The following is a 17,257-nucleotide window of genomic DNA, read 5'->3' on the forward strand; positions in this document are numbered from 1 at the left end:
CCATAGTTTCGATCCATGACCTCAGCCGAGACAGCAGCAGCAGTACCGCCTTTGCCCCACCCCGCCGGCGACCGCCGCCGATGGTTCGCCCTGGCGATCGTGATGACCGCGGCCTTCATGGACCTCGTCGACGTCACGATCGTCAACATCGCGATCCCGTCGATCCAGCGCGACGCCGGCGCCTCCTTCAGCCAGATTCAGTGGATCACCGCCGGCTACGCGCTCGCCTTCGCCGCCGGCCTGATCACCGGCGGCCGCCTCGGCGACATCCACGGCCGCAAGCGGCTGTTCCTCATCGGCATAGGCGGCTTCACCGTCGCCTCGGCGCTGTGCGGCTTCGCCACGAACGCGGAGATGCTCGTAGCCGCCCGCATCCTGCAGGGCGCGATGGCCGCGCTGATGGTCCCTCAGGTCCTGTCGATCGTGCACGCCACCTTCCCGGCGCACGAACGCGGCAAGGTCTTCGGCCTGTTCGGGGCGGTCGTCGGTCTCGGCGCGGTCACCGGCCCGCTGCTCGGCGCGCTGCTGACGGAGTGGAACCTCTTCGGACTCGAATGGCGCCCGATCTTCCTCATCAACCTCCCGGTCGGCATCGCGGGCCTGATCCTCGGCAGCCGCTTCATCATCGAGTCCAAGGCGCCGAAGGCGCTGAAGCTGGACCTCGTCGGCGTCGCCCTGGTCACCGTCGGCCTGCTGATGCTGCTCTACCCGCTGACCCGGGGCCGTGAGCTGGGCTGGCCGCTGTGGGGGCATGTGTCGATGGCCGGCGCGCTGGTCGTGCTCGCGGCGCTGGTGGCGTACGAGAGGAGGAAGACCGTCCGCGACGGCTCCCCGCTCATCGAACTGTCGCTGTTCAGGGTGAAGAGCTTCGCGGCCGGCATCGCGGTGCAGACGGTCTTCGGCGTGGCGCTCGGCATCTTCTTCCTGGTCTGGACGCTGTACATGCAGTTCGGGCTGGGCTGGAGCCCGCTGAAGGCAGGCCTGACCGGCATCCCCTTCTCGATCGCCGTCTCGGCGGCGGCCGGTATGTCCGTTCAGAAGCTGGTCCCGCGCTTCGGCCGCAAGGTGCTGCAGTCGGGTGCGCTGGTGATGGCGGTCGGTGTCCTGCTCTACCTCTGGGAGGCCCAGCGCTACGGCCTGACGATCGCCCCGTGGCAGATGGCCCTGCCCCTGGTCGTCATGGGCGTCGGCATGGGCCTGATCGTGGCCCCGCTGACGGACGCGATCCTGTCGGAGGTGCCGCGCGAGCACGCGGGTTCGGCGTCGGGTCTGATCAGCACGGTCCAGCAGATGGGCAACGCGCTCGGCCTCGGCCTGGTCTCGGTGGTCTTCTTCGGCGTCGTCGACGACCGGCTGCCCGAGGGCGCACGCGGTCCGGCGGCGGGCGCGGCCTTCGTGGACGGCTTCCAGAACGCGCTGGGCTGGGTGGCCGCGGTGATGGGCGTCATCTTCCTGCTGATGTTCGCGCTGCCGGCGCGGCCGGCCCAGCACCTGGAGGGGGCGGCCGAGGACACGGCGCCAGCGCCGGAGAAGGAGCCCGCGCTGGCGCCATGAGCCCGCGCGGGCGCCGTGAGGGCGGCGGGCGCCATGAGAGCGGCTGGCGCCATGAGAGCGGCGAAGGGGCCCGGCACTTCGGTGCCGGGCCCCTCGCCGTTCCCGGGCCCGCGCCCTCCAGAAGCCCGCCCTCACCCCCTCCAAAGCCCGCTCCCGCCCACTCCGGAAACCCGCCCCCACCCCCACCAAAAGCCCGCCCCCACCCCCACCAAAAGCCCGTTCATGCCCAGCTCGGAAGCCTGCACATGCCCGATTGGGCCCGAACCTGTTTACTTTCCGGACATCCGGGCGTAGCCTCCCCCCGAAACCACAAGTTCGGGCACAGTTCGGAGGCGAACGGACATGTACGCACCGGAGCGGCAGCAGGAGATCCTCCGGCTCGCCCGTGACGGCGGCCGAGTGGACGTCCTGTCGCTGGCCGAGGAGTTCCAGGTGACGGCGGAGACGATCCGTCGCGACCTGAAGGCCCTCGACCGCGCCGGGCTCGTGCGCCGGGTCCACGGTGGTGCGATCCCGGTCGGGCGCCTGGACTTCGAGCCGGACCTCGCCGAGCGCGAGGGTACGGCGGCCGACGAGAAGGACCGGATCGCCAAGGCGGCCCTCGCCGAGCTGCCCACCGAGGGCACGATGATCCTCGACGCCGGTACGACGGTGGCCCGCCTCGCCGCCGCGCTCCCGCTGGAGGCGTCCCTCACCGTCGTCACGCACAGCCTGCCCATCGCGGCCCGCCTTGCGGACCACCCCGGCATCCAGCTCCACCTCATCGGGGGGCGCGTACGGCACCGTACGCGCGCCGCCGTGGACGCCTGGGCGCTGCGCGCGTACGGCGAGATCCGCGCCGACGTCCTGTTCGTCGCGGCCAACGGCTTCTCCGCCGAGCACGGTCTGACCACCCCCGACCTCGCCGAGGCCGCGGTGAAGCGCGCGGCCGTGGCTGCGGCCCGCCGCGTGGTGCTGCTCGCCGACTCCTCCAAGCACGGCCAGGAGCACTTCGCCCGCTTCGGCCACCTGAGCGACGTGGACCTGCTGATCACCGACAGCGGGCTGAGCCCCGAAGACGCCACCGCGATCGAGCACGGTGGCACGGAAGTAGTGCGCGCATGATCCTCACCGTCACCCCCAACCCGTCTCTGGACCGCACCTACGAGGTCCCCTCCCTCGACCGTGGCGAGGTCATCCGCGCCACCGGCGAGCGCATGGACCCGGGCGGCAAGGGCGTGAACGTCTCGCGCGCCGTCGCGGCCGCCGGGCAGCGCACGGTCGCGGTGCTGCCCCTCGGTGGTGCGCCCGGCGCGCTCGTCGCGGACCTGCTCGACGCGCAGGGCATCGAGGTCGCGCCGGTGCCGGTCGCCGGGGCCACCCGCTCGAACATCGCGCTCGCGGAGTCGGACGGGGTACTGACGAAGATCAACGCGCCCGGCCCCGAACTGTCCGCGGCCGAGCAGGAGCTGCTGCTGGAGACGGTGCGCGAGCAGTCCCGCGACGCCGACTGGATCGCGTGCTGCGGAAGCCTGCCCCGAGGGCTCGCCCCGTCCTGGTACGCCGATGTGGTCGCCCGCGCGCACGCCGGGGGCGCGAGGATCGCGCTGGACACCTCCGGGCGCGCCCTCCTCGAAGCCCTGCGTGCGCGGCCCGACGTGGTGAAGCCGAACGCCGAGGAGCTCGCGGAGGCTGTCGGCCGCCCCTTGGCGACCGTGGGTGACGCGATGAAGGCGGCCGAGGAGTTGCGCGAGATGGGCGCGCGCGCCGTGCTCGCGAGCCTGGGCGCCGACGGTCAGCTGCTGGTGGACGACGCGGGCGCCTGGTTCGCCGGCGCGCGCGTGGACGTCGTACGCAGCAATGTCGGCGCCGGCGACTCCTCCCTCGCCGGTTTCCTCATCGCCGGCGGCAGCGGCCCGGAGGCCCTCGCCTCGGCGGTCGCCCACGGCGCGGCTGCCGTCCAGCTGCCCGGCAGTGTGATGCCCTCACCCGCCGACCTGGATCCGTCGGCGGTCACGGTCACGGCCGAGGTGCCGGTGGATCGCCTGTTGAAGGAGCCGGTGTCATGAAGAATGTCGCGGTTTTCACACTTCTTGCCGATCCGCTCCATAAGCGGCGAAGCTCGCCATTACTCATGGCCGCCGACGGACGGCAGGGCCTCCAGAGCCGCTCTGCCGCCCGGGGGAGGCGGGATTTCCCCGACCCTGCCTCCCCCACCTTCACCCCCGCCACACCCCACCGCACCCCCGCCACACCCCACCGCACCCCCGTCCCCTGCACCGCCCACCAGACTCCCCGGGCGATACGCGTGCGAAGGAGCCCGCGATGAGCGACATGATCACCGCGGACCTGGTCGATCTCGACCTGTCCGCCGACACCAAGGAAGCGGCGGCGCGCGCCCTCGCCGAGCGCATGGTGGCCCTGGGCCGGGTCACCGACCTGGAGGGCTTCCTCGCCGACGTTGCCGCCCGTGAGGCGCAGATGCCGACCGGCCTCGACGGCGGCATCGGCATCCCGCACTGCCGCAGCGAGCACGTCACCGAGCCGACGCTGGCCTTCGGGCGCAGTGCCGCCGGCATCGACTTCGGCGCGGCGGACGGCCCCGCCGACCTGATCTTCCTCATCGCCGCGCCCGCGGGCGCCGACGACGCCCATCTGACGATCCTGTCGTCGCTGGCCCGGCAGCTGATGAACACCGAGTTCACGGACGCGCTGCGGTCGGCGGGCGACGCGGCGTCGGCGGCGGCGCTGATCCGGGGCGAGGAGCCCCCTGCGGCCGAGGCCGCCGATGCCGGTGCTGCCGGTGCTGCCGGTTCTGCCGGTTCCGAAGACTCCGTGGCGTCGTCGGTGGCGGCCTCCGCCGACGACGCCACGGGCACCACGGCCCCGGCGCCGGGCGCGCACGCCGAGGGCGCGAACGCCCCGGCGCCGGGCGCCCCGGCCGCCGACGGCGAGCGCCCCTTCCGTATCGTCGCCGTCACCTCCTGCCCGACCGGCATCGCCCACACGTACATGGCGGCCGAGTCGCTGGAGAACGCGGGCCGCGAGGCCGGTGTCGAACTCGTCGTGGAGACACAGGGCTCGGCCGGCTTCACGCGGCTCGACCCGGCCGTCATCGCGGCGGCGGACGGCGTGATCTTCGCCCACGACGTGCCCGTACGGGAGAAGGACCGGTTCGCCGGGAAGCCGACCGTCGACGTCGGCGTCAAGGCGGGCATCAACCGCCCCGCCGCGCTCATCACCGAGGTGCGCGAGAAGGCGGCGCGCGGCGAGGTCACGGCCGCTGCCCGACCCGGCTCCACCCCCGTCGAGCGCGCCGGCGAGCCGGGTGAGGGCTACGGCACCAAGCTGCGCAAGTGGCTGATGTCCGGCGTGAGCTACATGGTCCCGTTCGTCGCGGCGGGCGGTCTGCTGATCGCCCTCGGGTTCGCGATCGGCGGCTGGGAGATCGACAAGGCCAAGCCGGTCACCGAGCACTTCGACTGGCTCCAGGTCGACAGCTGGGCGGCGCTGCTGTTCCAGATCGGCCTCGTCGCCTTCGGCTTCCTGATCCCCGTCCTCGCCGGCTACATCGCCTACGGCATGGCGGACCGGCCCGGCCTCGTGCCCGGCTTCGTCGGCGGCATGATCGCCGCCGACATCAACGCGGGCTTCCTCGGCGGTCTGGCCGCCGGTCTGATCGCCGGTGCCGTCGTCCTCGGCATCCAGCGGATCAAGATCCCGCCGGTACTGCGCGGCATCATGCCGGTGGTCGTGATCCCACTGCTCTCGTCCATGGTCGTCGGCTTCCTGATGCTGGTGGTGATCGGCAAGCCCATCGCCGAGGCCCAGAAGGCCATGACGGACTGGCTGGGCGGCCTCTCCGGCACCAACGCCGTCCTGCTCGGCATCCTGCTCGGCCTGATGATGTGCTTCGACCTGGGCGGACCGGTCAACAAGGTCGCGTACGCCTTCGCCACGGCCGGCATCACGGTGCAGGACCCGAGCGACTCCGCGATGAAGGTGATGGCCGCCGTGATGGCCGCGGGCATGGTCCCGCCGCTGGGCATGGCCCTGGCCACCACGATCCGCAAGAAGCTGTTCACCACGGCCGAGCGTGAGAACGGCAAGGCGGCCTGGGTGCTGGGCGCCTCCTTCATCTCCGAGGGCGCGATCCCGTTCGCCGCGGCCGACCCGCTGCGCGTCATCCCCGCATCCATGGCGGGCGGCGCGGTCACCGGCGCGCTCACCATGGCCTTCGGCTCGACCCTGCGCGCCCCGCACGGCGGCATCTGGGTCACCTTCCTCATCGGCAAGCCGTTCCTCTACCTGCTGGCCATCGCGGCCGGTACGGCGGTCACGGCCGGCCTGGTCATCCTCCTGAAGGGCATGCGCAGGACGGCTCCGGAGGGCGGCTCGGCCGCCGAGGCCCCGGCGGCCGTGACCGCGGAGGCGAAGCAGCCGGTGGCGGCGTAAGGCTCCCACTTGTCCCTTTGAGGCGCTATGAGTTGTTCACGGCACCTGCGAGATACGTCACGGTCCGGGCCCAAAGGCCCGGACCGTGGTGTCTACTGGAGCGTATGCCTGAGCACGCCTCGTTCCTCCAGCTGCTGGGCGCGGCCGTCCTCGCCCTGGCGGCCGTGCTGTGGGTGATCGGCCTGACCCGCGTCCTGCGCCGTGCCCGCGCCGAGTCGTCGCCGCGGCGCCCGGGCTCGGCTCTCTCCGCGCTCCCGCACCAGCGCCAGGCCGCCCCCGAGCTGGAGGCCGTGGAGCTGACCCCGGCGGAACGGGACGCGTTCGCGGGACTGATTCGACAGCTCAACGACGGCCGCTGAACGGCGGGTCCGGCCCCCCGGAGCCGCTGAACGGCGGGTCCGGCCCCCCGGAGCCGGTGAACAGGCTCTTACGACACCTGCGTCGCCCGCCGCTCCATCGCGTCCCGTGCCGCGTCCTCGCTGACGTACACCTCGCACATGTGCCGCCCGTCGGGCGTCGCCGTGTGCTCGACCTCCCAGAGGGAGACCTCCTCGCCGTCGCGCAGCAGGAAGGCGTGTTCGTAGAGCGAGAAGCACAACCCGGCGCGGCTGGCCCGGCGCGGGCGCCCGAACGCCTGCGTGATCTGGTGCGCGAACGCCGTGGCCAGTAACGCCGCCGTCTCCGCGCCCGGCCGGTCGGCGTTCTCCGCCCGGCGCAGCAGCCGGCGCGCGTGATCCGCCGAGTCGTCCGGCACATAGGCGTGCCGGGGCGCGGGGATCGTCGACAGCTGCACCGTCACCGGCAGTTCGAAGTCCGGCGCGTCCGGCGGCAGCGGCAGCCGCGCGGTCGCGGCGCGCAGCTCCTCCTCGTCGTCGTACACCTCGTGCTGCGGGGTGCGGTCGCGCGTGGTGTTGTGGACGAGCTCCCACAGGGTGAGCGCCGAGCCGTCGGCGAGCAGCCAGGTGTGCCGGTACGTCTCGCGGTGCAGCCCCGCGCTGTGGTGCGCGGAGTGCAGCGAACTGTCGTGAGCCAGCGCGCAGTCGAGGCGCTGTATGGTCTCGTCGGGCAACTCGAAGGAGTTCAGGGCGCGGCCGAGGAGCCGCGCGAGGTGCTCCTCCGGAGACTCGGGCGACTCCGGTGGTTCGTACGCTGCCGTCTCGTACGGAACGCTCAAGGTTTCTCCCGGCGTTGCTGCATGTCACCTTGTGGGTGCATACCGTAGCCCCTCGGTCGGACATCATGTCCGGGAACCGAGAAAACGTACGTCCGGTAAAACGCGCGGGCCGCGCGAGCAGTTCCCGCGCGCCCGACGATGTGTCAAGAAACCCTGCTCCGAGGGGATTTCAGGGGGTCACACGGCGCTGCCCGCGACCCACTCGCTCCACGCCATGTTCCAGCCGTTGAGTCCGTTGTCCGGCGCGACGGCCTTGTCGGGGGAGTTCTTGACGGTCACCACGTCGCCGATGAGCGAGTTGTCGTAGAACCACTTGCCAGGGGTGTCCCCCTGGGCTCCCTGCGCATCCGCGAGCCCGACGCAGCCGTGGCTGGTGCCCTGGCGCCCGAAGGGCGGATTGCCCTTGTTGTACCAGTAGTTTCCGTGGATGAAGGTCCCCGACTGCGTCAGCCGCATCGCGTGCGGCACGTCCGGGATCTTGTACTCGCCCTCGAAGCCGACCGTCGAGCCGTCCATCTGCGTCTCCGTGAACTTCTCGGAGATCACCATCTGCCCGTTGTACGTGGGGTTCTGCGCGCTGCCCGCCGATATCGGCACCGACTTGATCGTCTTGCCGTCGCGCACGACCGTCATCGTCTGCGTGTTGACGTCGACCGTCGAGACCTGTGCGCGCCCGACGTCGAAGGTGACCGTCTTCTTCTGCACCCCGAAGACGCCGTTCGCGCCCTCGACGCCGTCCAGGTCGATCTTCATCGTGACCTTGGACCCGGCCTTCCAGTACTCCTCGGGCCGGAAGTCGAGCCGCTGCGCCCCGAACCAGTGCCCGACCACCTTCTGCCCGCTGCTGGAGGTGACCGTGATGTGCGACTGCACGGCCTTCTTGTCGCTGATCGCCTTGTCGAACGTGAACGACACCGGCATCCCGACACCGACCGTGGTGCCCCCGTCGGGCGTGTACGTCCCGATGAAGCTGTTGGCCGAAGAGACCGTGCTGAAGATCGAGTTGGCGGCCGAGGTGCGCCCGTCCGCGTCCTTCGCGGTGGCCGAGATCCGGTACTTCGTGCCCCGCTCCAGCTGCTCCTTCGGCTTCCAGCTGCCCCCGTCGGCGGATATCGACCCCGGCACGGCCTGCCCGGTCTCCGCCACCGTCATCTTCACCTCGGTCAGCTTGCCGTCGCTGACCTTCACACCGGTCGAGTTGATCGACGCCCCTGTCGAGCCGTCCTTCGCCGAAATCGCGATCTTCGCGGCGGACGTCCTGGGTGAGTCCTTGCCGCCCTTGTCGTCGTGGTCGGCGTTGGCGCTGCCACCGCAGGCGGTGAGCGTCAGGGCGCCGATCATCAGGGCGGCACAGGCCCCCAGTACGCGCCGCGCTGCTATGTCCGGCGTTGTCACGAGCTGCTCCATCTTCATGCGGTCTGCGGGATCCGTTCCGTTCCACGGGGGAAGAGGCCCCCCTGACCGGACCGGGTTCCCTTCGTGCGCCATGAACGCCATCACGTGACAGAACCGCGACAATCACCCGCGCGGCGCAGGCGTCACCCCCTGGTGCCCCCGTCGGCGCTCCCGAACAGCTCCCCGCGCACCTACCCGTGCATCTCCCCGCGCACCTCTCCGTGCATCTCCCCGTACAACTCCCTGTACGACGGCCAAGCTCCCCCCGGCCCGTCCACCGGCTCGGCCGCGCGCACGGCACGCACGATCGCCCGGGTCACCATGTCCGCGCCCGCCGCGAGCAGCTCGTTGAGCGCGAGGGGCTGCCCGGGGTCGAGCGGGCGTTCCCCGGTGGCCAGCGTGAAGACCGTGTCCCCGTCGCTGAGCAGATGCACCGGCCGTACGGCGCGCGCGATGCCGTCGTGTGCCGTGCCGGCCACCTTCTGCGCCTGCGCCTTCGACAGTCGCGCATCGGTGGCGACCACCGCGAGCGTGGTGTTCAGCGGGGGCGGCGCGTTCTTCGCCGCGACCTCGGCAAGGTGCCTGCGGGCGGCTTCATGGACGTGCGCCGGTGGATAGTCCACCCGTCCCTGGAACAACTCCCCGTACAGCACGCCCGTTTCGGGATCCACCGCCGACCCCGCCGCGTTGGCCACCACCAGCGCGGCCACCGTGATCCCGGAGTCGAGGACGGTGCTCGCGGTGCCGACCCCGCCCTTGACCGGCCCGACCGTGGCTCCCGTACCGGCGCCCACGCACCCCTCCCGCACCGGCGCGCCGGGCTCACTCGCCGCGGCCGACTCGACCGCCTCCCGCCCGATGGCCGCGTCCGGCCTCGCCCGGAAGTCGCCGCCCCGCCCGAGATCGAAGACGCAGGCGGCCGGCACCACCGGCACGACATGTGCCGGATCCGCCCCCACCCGCACCCCGCGCCCCTGCTCCTCCAGCCAGGCCATCACCCCGGACGCCGCGTCGAGCCCGTACGCGCTGCCGCCGGTCAGCACGATCGCCTCGACCTTCTGCACGACGTTGCGTGGATCGAGCGCATCGGTCTCCTTGGTGCCGGGACCGCCGCCGCGTACGTCCACCGCGGCGACAGCCCCTCCCTCGGGCGCGAGGACGACCGTGGTGCCGGTGAGCCAACCGTCACCGGTGCGCGTCGCGTGTCCCACCCGTAGTCCGGCGACGTCTGTCAGTGCGTCAACTGTCATGCGCCCAGTCTCGTCCAGCGACCCCCTCCATGACGTCGTCGACCGTTCCGCCGCCGCTAGGAGGCCGGCGCCCGCACCGTCTGTCTGTTCTCCCGGCCCGCCCTGTATGCCGTCAGCGTCGTCCCGGTCGCCACCGCCAGCGCCGAGACGCAGCCGGCCGCGAGCACCGCCCACTCGCCGAGGAACGTGCAGCAGATCACCAGCAGGGCCGTGGTCGGCAGCACAAGTTGCTGGGTGATGCCCACCTTGAAGTACCGGGAGTGCAGTGCCCAGACGGTGAGCAGATAGAGCGCCGTCGGCAGGGTCACGGCGGCCGACGCGGCCAGCGTCGAGATGTGCGCCTTGCCGACGGCCTGCTCGACCGCCACCTCCAGGCCCGCGCCGACCGCGGCCGCCGAGGCGAAGACCAGGTAGTGGCCGTAGCCCCACAGGAACGCCTGCCTGTTGGAGCGCAGATGGCCGTGGATCGGCACGACGAAGTAGATCCACCACGCGGCGAAGATGATCAGCAGCCCGCCCGCGGCGATCGGCAGCAGCTCGCCCAGCGCGTCGCTCTCGTCGATGCCGGTCTTCACGGCGACCGTGGCCGCGGCGATGGTCTCGCCGAGCACGATGATCGTGAACAGCCCGTACCGCTCGGCGATATGGCGCGGATGCCAGGACGTGGGGTGGACCTTCTCCGCGTACGGCGGCACACACATCTCCAGGACCACCATCACCAGGAACACCCAGGGCCTGCTGTCCTCGGGCAGGACCACCAGCCCCAGCCAGCCGATCTGGCACAGCAGCACACCGGCGGCGTACCGCAGGGCCATCGTTCTCTCCGGGCCCTCGCTCGATCCGGCCACGCGCAGCCACTGCGCCACGAGCGCGACCCGCATGATCACATAGCCCAGCCAGACCGCCAGGAAATCGTGGTCCTCGAACGCTCGGGAGACCCCGGCCGCCAGGACCAGCACCCCGGCGATCTGGATCAGGGTGACGACTCGGTAGAGGGCGTCGTCGTTGTCGTAGGCCGAGGCGAACCAGGTGAAGTTCATCCACGCCCACCAGATGGCGAAGAAGATCATCGCGTAGTCGAGGATCCCCTCGCCCGCGTGCCCCTCGGCGACGGCGTGCACCAGTTGCAGGCCCGCCTGGGCGACGGCCACGACGAAACACAGGTCGAAGAAGAGTTCCAGCGGGGTGGCGGCCCGGTGCGCCTCGCCCCGGCCACGGGCCGTGAGTCTGCGCAGCGGGCGGCGGCTTTCGGGCGCGCGGGGGGAGTCCGGCGCGGGAGTCGAACTGGACGTCATGGGATCAAGCACAACAGATAGGGCGGGGATTTTCTTGCGCAGGGATTCACAAGTGCGCAAGGGCGGTGGCCCGCTGTCGGGGGCCTCGCCGTGCGGGCCGTCGCCCCGGCGGCCGTACTCTGGACGCATGAGTACCGTCCCCGCCCCCGAGCCGCGTGAGCCGAAGCCCGCGCTGATCTTCGACGACCCGCTGGACCAGCAGTCCTCCGACGACACGGACCGCGGCTGGGGCGAGAGGCCGGGCACCGACGGCGACAGCGCGGCCGACCTCAAGCGCTTCCTCGACGAGAAGCCGCCCCACCACCTCTGAGCCGCTACTGCCGGCTGGGCCCCGAACCGCGCTGAGCGACCAGCGCGTCGCGGATCTCCTTCAGCACCTCCAGCTCGGTCACCTCGATGACCTCCTGCGTGCCCTCCTTCGCCTTGCGCCGGGCCTCCTGGCGGGCCAGGTACTTCGCCATGGGCAGGACCATCAGGAAGTAGACGACGGCCGCGGTGATCACGAAGCTGAGGGTCGCGCCGAGGACGGAGCCCCACAGGATCCGAATGCCCTGCTCGCCCCGGCAGGTCGAGCTCAGGCACGAGCTGTAGTGATCGAGGTTCTTGGTGCCGATCGCTCCGACCAGCGGGTTGATGATCCCCTTCACCACCGCGTTGACGATGTTGGTGAACGCGGCGCCGATGACCACCGCCACGGCCAGATCGACCACGTTGCCGCGCATCAGGAAGGCCTTGAAGCCCTGCCAGACGCTCGGTTCCTTCTTCTCGCTCAACTCGGAGCCACCCCTCGGACGCACACGTTGTGGAACAGACCGCTCCGCAACCTACGTCAGCGCCGGGCCGTCCTGTCCAGTCGGGCCCCTCGGTCGAGGCACCTGACAGCGGGCCGCCCGAAAACCGGCTCAGCACAGCGTCACCGCCAGCCGCGCCGTGGCACTCGCGCCCGCAAGACGCGCCGCGGTGGCACGCGGCACCGACAGCACGACCAGTGCCCCGCTCTCGGCCGCGGACTCCAGCGGCTCCGGAACCTTCGCGACCCGCGCCCCGCGCGCGACCACCTGGGCGTCGCCGCCCGTCGCGGTCTCCTCGGCGGCGATCACGTCCACCCGGTCGCCGGGCCGCAGCAGTCGCACGGTCGCCCCGTCGGCGATCCGCACGGGCGCCAAGACCCGCTCGACGGCCCGGTGCTGGCGTACCGGCTCCGCCACCGGATGCCCGCGCGCCCGGTCGTCCTCCCGCGGGCCCGCCGCCACGAGTGCCGCCGCGGTGACGGCGAGCCCGGCGGCCACGGCCCGCCTGCGGTGCCGTACGAGACGGTGCAGGTGATACCGCCCGCTCCGCACCCGCACGGGGGCGAAGTGCGGCACCTCGCACGTGGCCGGAGCGTCGGTGCCCAGGGGGAGCGGGGCCGGAGAGCGAGGGGACGAGGGAGCAACGGACATGAGGACCACCACCTGCGACGACGGAACGGCTTGCGAGCCCACGATCAGGCATCGCGCCGCCGCCCGCTGAGGCCGGTGGACTACCGGCCGGTTGTGGAAAACTCCCTCACCCGAAGGAGCCGCTCCGCGCCCCGCGCCGCCGCATTACGGCAGCTCGAACCCGGGATCCATCCCGCCCAGCGCCTTGGTGCACAGGCAGTCCCGCTCCTCGTTCGCCGGCAGCGCGGCCACCGCGTCGAACAGCACCCCGCGCAGTCGGTCCACGTTCGCGGCGAACACCCGCAGCACCTCGTCGTGCGAGACGCCCTCGCCGGTCTCGGCGCCCGCGTCGAGGTCGGTGACCAGCGTCATCGACGTGTAGCAGAGTTCGAGTTCACGGGCGAGCGCCGCCTCGGGGTGGCCGGTCATGCCCACCACCGACCAGCCCTGAGCCTGGTGCCACAACGATTCGGCACGGGTCGAGAAGCGGGGTCCCTCGACCACGACCAGCGTGCCGCCGTCCACCGGCTCCCAGTCCCGTCCCCGCGCCGCCTTCAGCGCGACGGCGCGCCCGGCGGGGCAGTACGGGTCGGCCAGCGAGACGTGCACGACGTTCGGCACGGTGCCGTCGGGCAGCGGCAGCCCGTCGAAGTACGTGCCCACCCGGGACTTCGTACGGTCGACCAGCTGGTCCGGCACCAGCAGGGTGCCCGGTCCGTACTCGGGACGCAGGCCGCCCACCGCGCACGGGCCCAGCACCTGGCGCGCGCCTACCGAGCGCAGCGCCCACAGGTTGGCCCGGTAGTTGATCCGGTGCGGCGGCAGATGGTGACCGCGTCCGTGCCGGGGCAGGAAGGCGACCCGCCGACCGGCTATCTCGCCGAGGAAGAGGGAGTCGCTGGGCGGCCCGTACGGGGTGTCCACCTGTACCTCGGTCACGTCGTCGAGGAAGGAGTAGAAGCCGGAGCCGCCGATCACGCCGAGTTCGACGTTCGCCTTGTTCGCCATGCCCGCACCCTAACCGCACCCGGCAGACGCCGAGGACCCCGTCGCCGGATGACGACAGGGTCCTGTGAGAAAGCGGTGGGCCTTACGCGGCGGAGCTGCTGGAGGAGGTGCCCGCGCTCGACGACTTCGAGTCCGAGGACGACGAGGACGAAGACGACGAGGACGAGTCGGACGAGGAGGACGAAGACGACTTCGACGACGCCGGCGAGCTGCTCGACGAGGAGCCGCGGCTGTCGTTGCGGTAGAAGCCGGAGCCCTTGAAGACGATGCCGACCGCGGAGAACACCTTCTTGAGGCGGCCCTGGCAGCTGGGGCACTCGGTCAGGGCGTCGTCGGTGAACTTCTGCACCGCCTCGAGGCCCTCGCCGCACTCGGTGCACTGGTACTGGTAGGTGGGCACTGTCTTCCTCCTGGCACTCTCACTCGATGAGTGCTAACGACGAACCATAGTGACGTATTCCAGCCGCTCAGTCCACTGCTACCGGCACCCGGTGACCGACGCCACGTGCGACGGTACGGCCGCGGGGCCGCACCACCAGCCGCGAACGCAGCGCCACCAGGGTCACCAGGGCGAGCAGCGTGCCGCCCATCGGCACCAGGAACCCGGCGCCGCCCCAGAAGCGGTCCTCCAGCTGTCCGGCGACCGTGACGGCGGCGGCCTGGCCGAGCGCCACCGCACCCGTGAGCCAGGTGAAGGCCTCGGTGCGGGCGCCCTCCGGGACCAGGCCCTCGACCAGCGTGTAGCCGGTGATCAGCGCGGGCGCGATGCACATGCCGACGAGCAGACCGAGGCCGGCCAGGACGAGCACCGAGTGCGCGGCCCACAGGCCGGACGCGGCCAGCGCGAGGGCGGCGTATCCGAGGAGGAGCCGGCGCTGCGGCGCCGCCTTCCACGCGATGGCCCCGCAGACGACGCCGGAGAGCATGTTGCCCGCGGCGAAGGTGCCGTACAGGACGCCGTTCAGGCCGGGCTCGCCGATCGACTCGGTGAAGGCGGCCAGCGAGACCTGCATGCCGCCGAAGACGGAGCCGATGCCCAGGAAGGTCACGATCAGCACGCGCACCCCGGGGACGCGCAGCGCCGAAGCGGGCTCCACGCGCGCGTGCCCGCTGACGGCGACCGAAGGCTGGGTGCTCTTCTGCGCGGCGAACAGCAGACCGCCCAGCAGCGTGAGCGCGGCCTCGGTCACCAGGCCCGCGGCCGGGTCGACGGCGGTGCACAGCGCGGTGGCCAGCAGCGGCCCGACGACGAAGGTCAGCTCGTCCGTGACCGACTCGAAGGCCGCCGCCGTCGTCATCAGGGGCGAGCCCTGGAGCTTCACGCCCCAGCGGGCCCGCACCATGGGCCCGACCTGCGGCACCGAGGCGCCCGTCGGAACGGCCGCCACGAACAGCGCCCACAGGGGCGCGTCGGCCAGGGCGAGCGCCGTCAGGGTCAGACCCGACAGCGTGTGGATCAGCACTCCGGGGATCAGGACGACGCGCTGGCCGTAGCGGTCGGCGAGGCGGCCGCTGTAGGGCGCGAACAGCGCCATGGAGACGCCGGTGACGGCCGCGGCGGCGCCCGCGGCGCCGTACGAGCCGGTGGTGTGCTGCACGAGCAGCACGATGGAGATGGTCAGCATCGCGAACGGCTGACGCGCCGCGAAGCCGGGGAGCAGGAACGTCCAGGCGCCGCGGGTGCGCAGCAGCTGTCCGTATCCCGGGCGGGAGGAGGCCGACGAGTTCTTCGACTCCTTCGACGTGGTGACCGTGGCCGCCACGGCCGTGCCTTTCTGCCGCCTGGTAGCGCGGCCCCTACGGGTGGGGAAGCGGCGCCGAGAGCTGTCCTCTTGCGCGTACTGCGGTAGATACCGGCGCCTGTAGCGGAGGCATCCCGGCCGCCATACGGTCGCGCCAGCTCTGCGTCAGGCAGAGTTGGTTTGATCTGGGGTGACACCTGCATAGTACAGGGAGCGCCCCCCATGATCCCTGTGAAAATGAGCACCCCGAAGTGCTCGGCCTGCGATTAGATCGTCCCGTTCGTCCCCAGCCAGCCGGCCAGCTTGCCGCCGGCCCCGACCGCGCGCAGTCGGCGCTCGGCGGCGTCCCGCACCGGATCCGTGGCGACGACGAGCAGTTCGTCCCCGCGCCGCAGCACCGTCGTAGGCAGCGGAACGAAGGACTTTCCTTCACGGACGACGAGGGTGACGGCGGCTCCGGCGGGCAGCCGCAGCTCGTTGATCTCGACGCCGTGCATCTTGGAGCCCTCGGGGATCGCGAAGGACAGCAGATGCCCGCGCAGCCGCTCCAGGGGAGCCGACTCGATGCCGAGGTCGGCGGCCTCGGGCTCCTGGCCGAGGTTCAGCTTGCGGCCGAGCCAGGGCAGCGTCGGCCCCTGCACCAGGGTGTAGACGACGACCAGGACGAAGACGATGTTGAAGATGCGGCGGCTGTCCTCGACGCCGCCCACCATGGGGATCGTCGCCAGGATGATGGGCACGGCGCCGCGCAGCCCGGCCCAGGACATCAGGGCCTGCTCGCGCCAGACCACGCGGAACGGCGTCAGACACACGACGACGCTCAGCGGGCGCGCCACCATGGTCAGCACCAGGCCGATGACGAGCGCGGGCAGGATGTCGTCGCCCAGCTCATGCGGGGTGACCAGCAGCCCGAGCAGGACGAACATGCCGATCTGGGCGATCCAGCCGAGCCCGTCGGCGAACCCGCGGGTGGCGGGCCAGTGCGGCAGCTTGGCGTTGCCCATCACCATCGAGGCGAGGTACACCGCCAGAAAGCCGCTGCCGTGCGCCATCGCGCCCGCCGCGTACGCGGTGACGGCGATGGCCATGACGGCGATCGGGTAGAGACCGGAGGCGGGCAGCGCCACATGCCTGAGGCCCCAGGCGCCCAGCCAGCCGACCGCGATACCGATGGCCGCCCCGATGGCCAGCTCCAGCGCTATCTCGCCGAGCAGTACGTACCAGTGCTCGATCGGCCCGTGGTGGGAGAAGGCGACCACCATGATGACCACGGGGGCGTCGTTGAAGCCGGACTCCGCCTCCAGGGTGCCGGTCACGCGCGCGGGCAGGCGGATCTTCCGCAGCACGGAGAAGACCGCGGCGGCGTCGGTCGAGGAGACGACCGCCCCGATGATGAGCGCCTGCCGCCACTCCAGCCCGACCAGGTAGTGCGCGGCCGTCGCGGTGACCCCGACGCTCACCGCGACCCCGGCCAGCGCCAGCACGGTGGCGGCCGGCAGGGCCGGCTTGATCTCCTTCCACTTCGTGCCCAGACCGCCTTCGGCCAGGATCACGACCAGCGCCGCGTATCCGATGACCTGGGTCAGCTCCGCGTCGTCGAAGCGGATGCCGCCGATTCCGTCCTGGCCCATGAGCACGCCGATGCCCAGGTACACGAGCAGGCTGGGGAGCCCGCTGCGCGAGGAGATCCGGACCGCGGCGACGGCGACGAGCAGGACGAGCGAGCAGACGAGCAGGAGCTGGTTGAGGTCGTGGACAGTCAGCGGCCGTTCCCTTCCCTGGCCCGCGCGCACGCGCGCGTGGGCTCACGTACATAGGACACGAAGTGGCGGTTCTCCGCACCCAACTACTTCGTTACCTTACCTAACTCTTGACGATTTCTTGACGCTTCGCGGGGCATGATCGAACGTCCGTCCGTGCTGGTTCCCCACTCCGCGTCAAGCCCGACCGGGCCCTGCGCCTATGGTTGCTCCAGCACTCCAGG

General features: G+C 71.6%; 16 protein-coding genes. 6 read left to right on the forward strand and 10 right to left on the reverse strand.

What is annotated here, in order from left to right:
- Positions 1-15 precede the first annotated feature (15 nt).
- From AQI70_RS24915 to AQI70_RS24935, 5 genes are all read left to right on the forward strand, one after another.
- Positions 16-1,554, forward strand: coding sequence for an MFS transporter (locus AQI70_RS24915; RefSeq protein WP_062153769.1), 1,539 nt, complete (start codon positions 16-18; stop codon positions 1,552-1,554).
- Between the two features lie 342 nt (positions 1,555-1,896).
- Positions 1,897-2,658, forward strand: a complete 762-nt coding sequence (locus AQI70_RS24920; RefSeq protein ID WP_062153771.1) for a DeoR/GlpR family DNA-binding transcription regulator — start codon at positions 1,897-1,899, stop codon at positions 2,656-2,658.
- Positions 2,655-3,602, forward strand: a complete 948-nt coding sequence (gene pfkB, locus AQI70_RS24925; protein ID WP_062153773.1) for a 1-phosphofructokinase — start codon at positions 2,655-2,657, stop codon at positions 3,600-3,602. The genes AQI70_RS24920 and pfkB overlap by 4 nt, the downstream gene beginning before the upstream one ends.
- A 256-nt stretch (positions 3,603-3,858) precedes the next feature.
- The gene (locus AQI70_RS24930) at positions 3,859-5,988 is read left to right on the forward strand and encodes a PTS fructose transporter subunit IIABC (protein WP_062153775.1); all 2,130 of its coding nucleotides are present in this window, start codon (positions 3,859-3,861) and stop codon (positions 5,986-5,988) included.
- Between the two features lie 104 nt (positions 5,989-6,092).
- A complete protein-coding gene (locus AQI70_RS24935; RefSeq protein WP_062153777.1) occupies positions 6,093-6,347 on the forward strand; it encodes a hypothetical protein in 255 nt (84 codons plus the stop codon).
- Positions 6,348-6,415: 68 nt separating this feature from the next.
- Here AQI70_RS24935 and AQI70_RS24940 read toward each other — a convergent pair whose 3' ends face one another.
- The 4 genes from AQI70_RS24940 to AQI70_RS24955 all read right to left on the reverse strand — a co-directional run bounded on the left by AQI70_RS24940 (position 6,416) and on the right by AQI70_RS24955 (position 11,102).
- Entirely contained in the window at positions 6,416-7,162 is a 747-nt protein-coding gene (locus tag AQI70_RS24940; protein WP_062153779.1) for a DUF6227 family protein, read from the reverse strand.
- Between the two features lie 177 nt (positions 7,163-7,339).
- On the reverse strand, positions 7,340-8,557 hold the full coding sequence (locus AQI70_RS24945) for a L,D-transpeptidase (RefSeq protein WP_062154139.1): 1,218 nt from the start codon (positions 8,555-8,557) through the stop codon (positions 7,340-7,342).
- Between the two features lie 191 nt (positions 8,558-8,748).
- Positions 8,749-9,807, reverse strand: coding sequence for a P1 family peptidase (locus AQI70_RS24950; protein WP_062153781.1), 1,059 nt, complete (start codon positions 9,805-9,807; stop codon positions 8,749-8,751).
- A 56-nt stretch (positions 9,808-9,863) separates the two neighbouring features.
- Entirely contained in the window at positions 9,864-11,102 is a 1,239-nt protein-coding gene (locus tag AQI70_RS24955; RefSeq protein WP_062153784.1) for a low temperature requirement protein A, read from the reverse strand.
- 127 nt (positions 11,103-11,229) lie between these two features.
- Here AQI70_RS24955 and AQI70_RS24960 point away from each other — a divergent pair, with 127 nt between their 5' ends.
- Positions 11,230-11,412 carry a hypothetical protein gene (locus tag AQI70_RS24960; protein ID WP_004000496.1) on the forward strand — a complete coding sequence of 61 codons (183 nt, stop codon included), beginning with the start codon at positions 11,230-11,232 and terminating at the stop codon, positions 11,410-11,412.
- 4 nt (positions 11,413-11,416) lie between these two features.
- Here the strand turns inward: AQI70_RS24960 and mscL are convergent, their stop codons facing one another.
- The 6 genes from mscL to AQI70_RS24985 all read right to left on the reverse strand — a co-directional run bounded on the left by mscL (position 11,417) and on the right by AQI70_RS24985 (position 17,066).
- Positions 11,417-11,875 (reverse strand): large conductance mechanosensitive channel protein MscL, encoded by a 459-nt coding sequence (mscL, locus tag AQI70_RS24965; protein ID WP_062153786.1) that lies wholly within the window; start codon positions 11,873-11,875, stop codon positions 11,417-11,419.
- Between the two features lie 129 nt (positions 11,876-12,004).
- Positions 12,005-12,544: a hypothetical protein gene (locus AQI70_RS24970; RefSeq protein ID WP_062154141.1), complete on the reverse strand. Its 540-nt coding sequence runs from the start codon at positions 12,542-12,544 to the stop codon at positions 12,005-12,007.
- Between the two features lie 144 nt (positions 12,545-12,688).
- The gene (locus AQI70_RS24975) at positions 12,689-13,531 is read right to left on the reverse strand and encodes an S-methyl-5'-thioadenosine phosphorylase (RefSeq protein ID WP_062153788.1); all 843 of its coding nucleotides are present in this window, start codon (positions 13,529-13,531) and stop codon (positions 12,689-12,691) included.
- An 82-nt stretch (positions 13,532-13,613) separates the two neighbouring features.
- On the reverse strand, positions 13,614-13,931 hold the full coding sequence (locus tag AQI70_RS37715) for an FmdB family zinc ribbon protein (RefSeq protein WP_079051461.1): 318 nt from the start codon (positions 13,929-13,931) through the stop codon (positions 13,614-13,616).
- Positions 13,932-13,998: 67 nt separating this feature from the next.
- Positions 13,999-15,294, reverse strand: coding sequence for an MFS transporter (locus tag AQI70_RS24980; protein WP_062153790.1), 1,296 nt, complete (start codon positions 15,292-15,294; stop codon positions 13,999-14,001).
- 245 nt (positions 15,295-15,539) lie between these two features.
- Complete coding sequence (locus AQI70_RS24985; protein ID WP_062153792.1) at positions 15,540-17,066, reverse strand: potassium/proton antiporter; 1,527 nt, start codon at positions 17,064-17,066, stop codon at positions 15,540-15,542.
- Positions 17,067-17,257 lie beyond the last annotated feature (191 nt).

Origin of the sequence: Streptomyces curacoi (assembly GCF_001513975.1) — a bacterium.
Classification (GTDB): domain Bacteria; phylum Actinomycetota; class Actinomycetes; order Streptomycetales; family Streptomycetaceae; genus Streptomyces; species Streptomyces curacoi.

Excerpts from the sequence above, each read along its gene's own strand:
- AQI70_RS24915 (WP_062153769.1), top strand. The coding sequence starts at position 16 with ATGACCTCAGCCGAGACAGCAGCAGCAGTACCGCCTTTGCCCCACCCC.
- AQI70_RS24920 (WP_062153771.1), top strand. The coding sequence starts at position 1,897 with ATGTACGCACCGGAGCGGCAGCAGGAGATCCTCCGGCTCGCCCGTGAC.
- pfkB (WP_062153773.1), top strand. The coding sequence starts at position 2,655 with ATGATCCTCACCGTCACCCCCAACCCGTCTCTGGACCGCACCTACGAG.
- AQI70_RS24930 (WP_062153775.1), top strand. The coding sequence starts at position 3,859 with ATGAGCGACATGATCACCGCGGACCTGGTCGATCTCGACCTGTCCGCC.
- AQI70_RS24935 (WP_062153777.1), top strand. The coding sequence starts at position 6,093 with ATGCCTGAGCACGCCTCGTTCCTCCAGCTGCTGGGCGCGGCCGTCCTC.
- AQI70_RS24950 (WP_062153781.1), bottom strand. The coding sequence starts at position 9,807 with ATGACAGTTGACGCACTGACAGACGTCGCCGGACTACGGGTGGGACAC.
- AQI70_RS24955 (WP_062153784.1), bottom strand. The coding sequence starts at position 11,102 with ATGACGTCCAGTTCGACTCCCGCGCCGGACTCCCCCCGCGCGCCCGAA.
- AQI70_RS24960 (WP_004000496.1), top strand. The coding sequence starts at position 11,230 with ATGAGTACCGTCCCCGCCCCCGAGCCGCGTGAGCCGAAGCCCGCGCTG.
- AQI70_RS24970 (WP_062154141.1), bottom strand. The coding sequence starts at position 12,544 with ATGTCCGTTGCTCCCTCGTCCCCTCGCTCTCCGGCCCCGCTCCCCCTG.
- AQI70_RS24975 (WP_062153788.1), bottom strand. The coding sequence starts at position 13,531 with ATGGCGAACAAGGCGAACGTCGAACTCGGCGTGATCGGCGGCTCCGGC.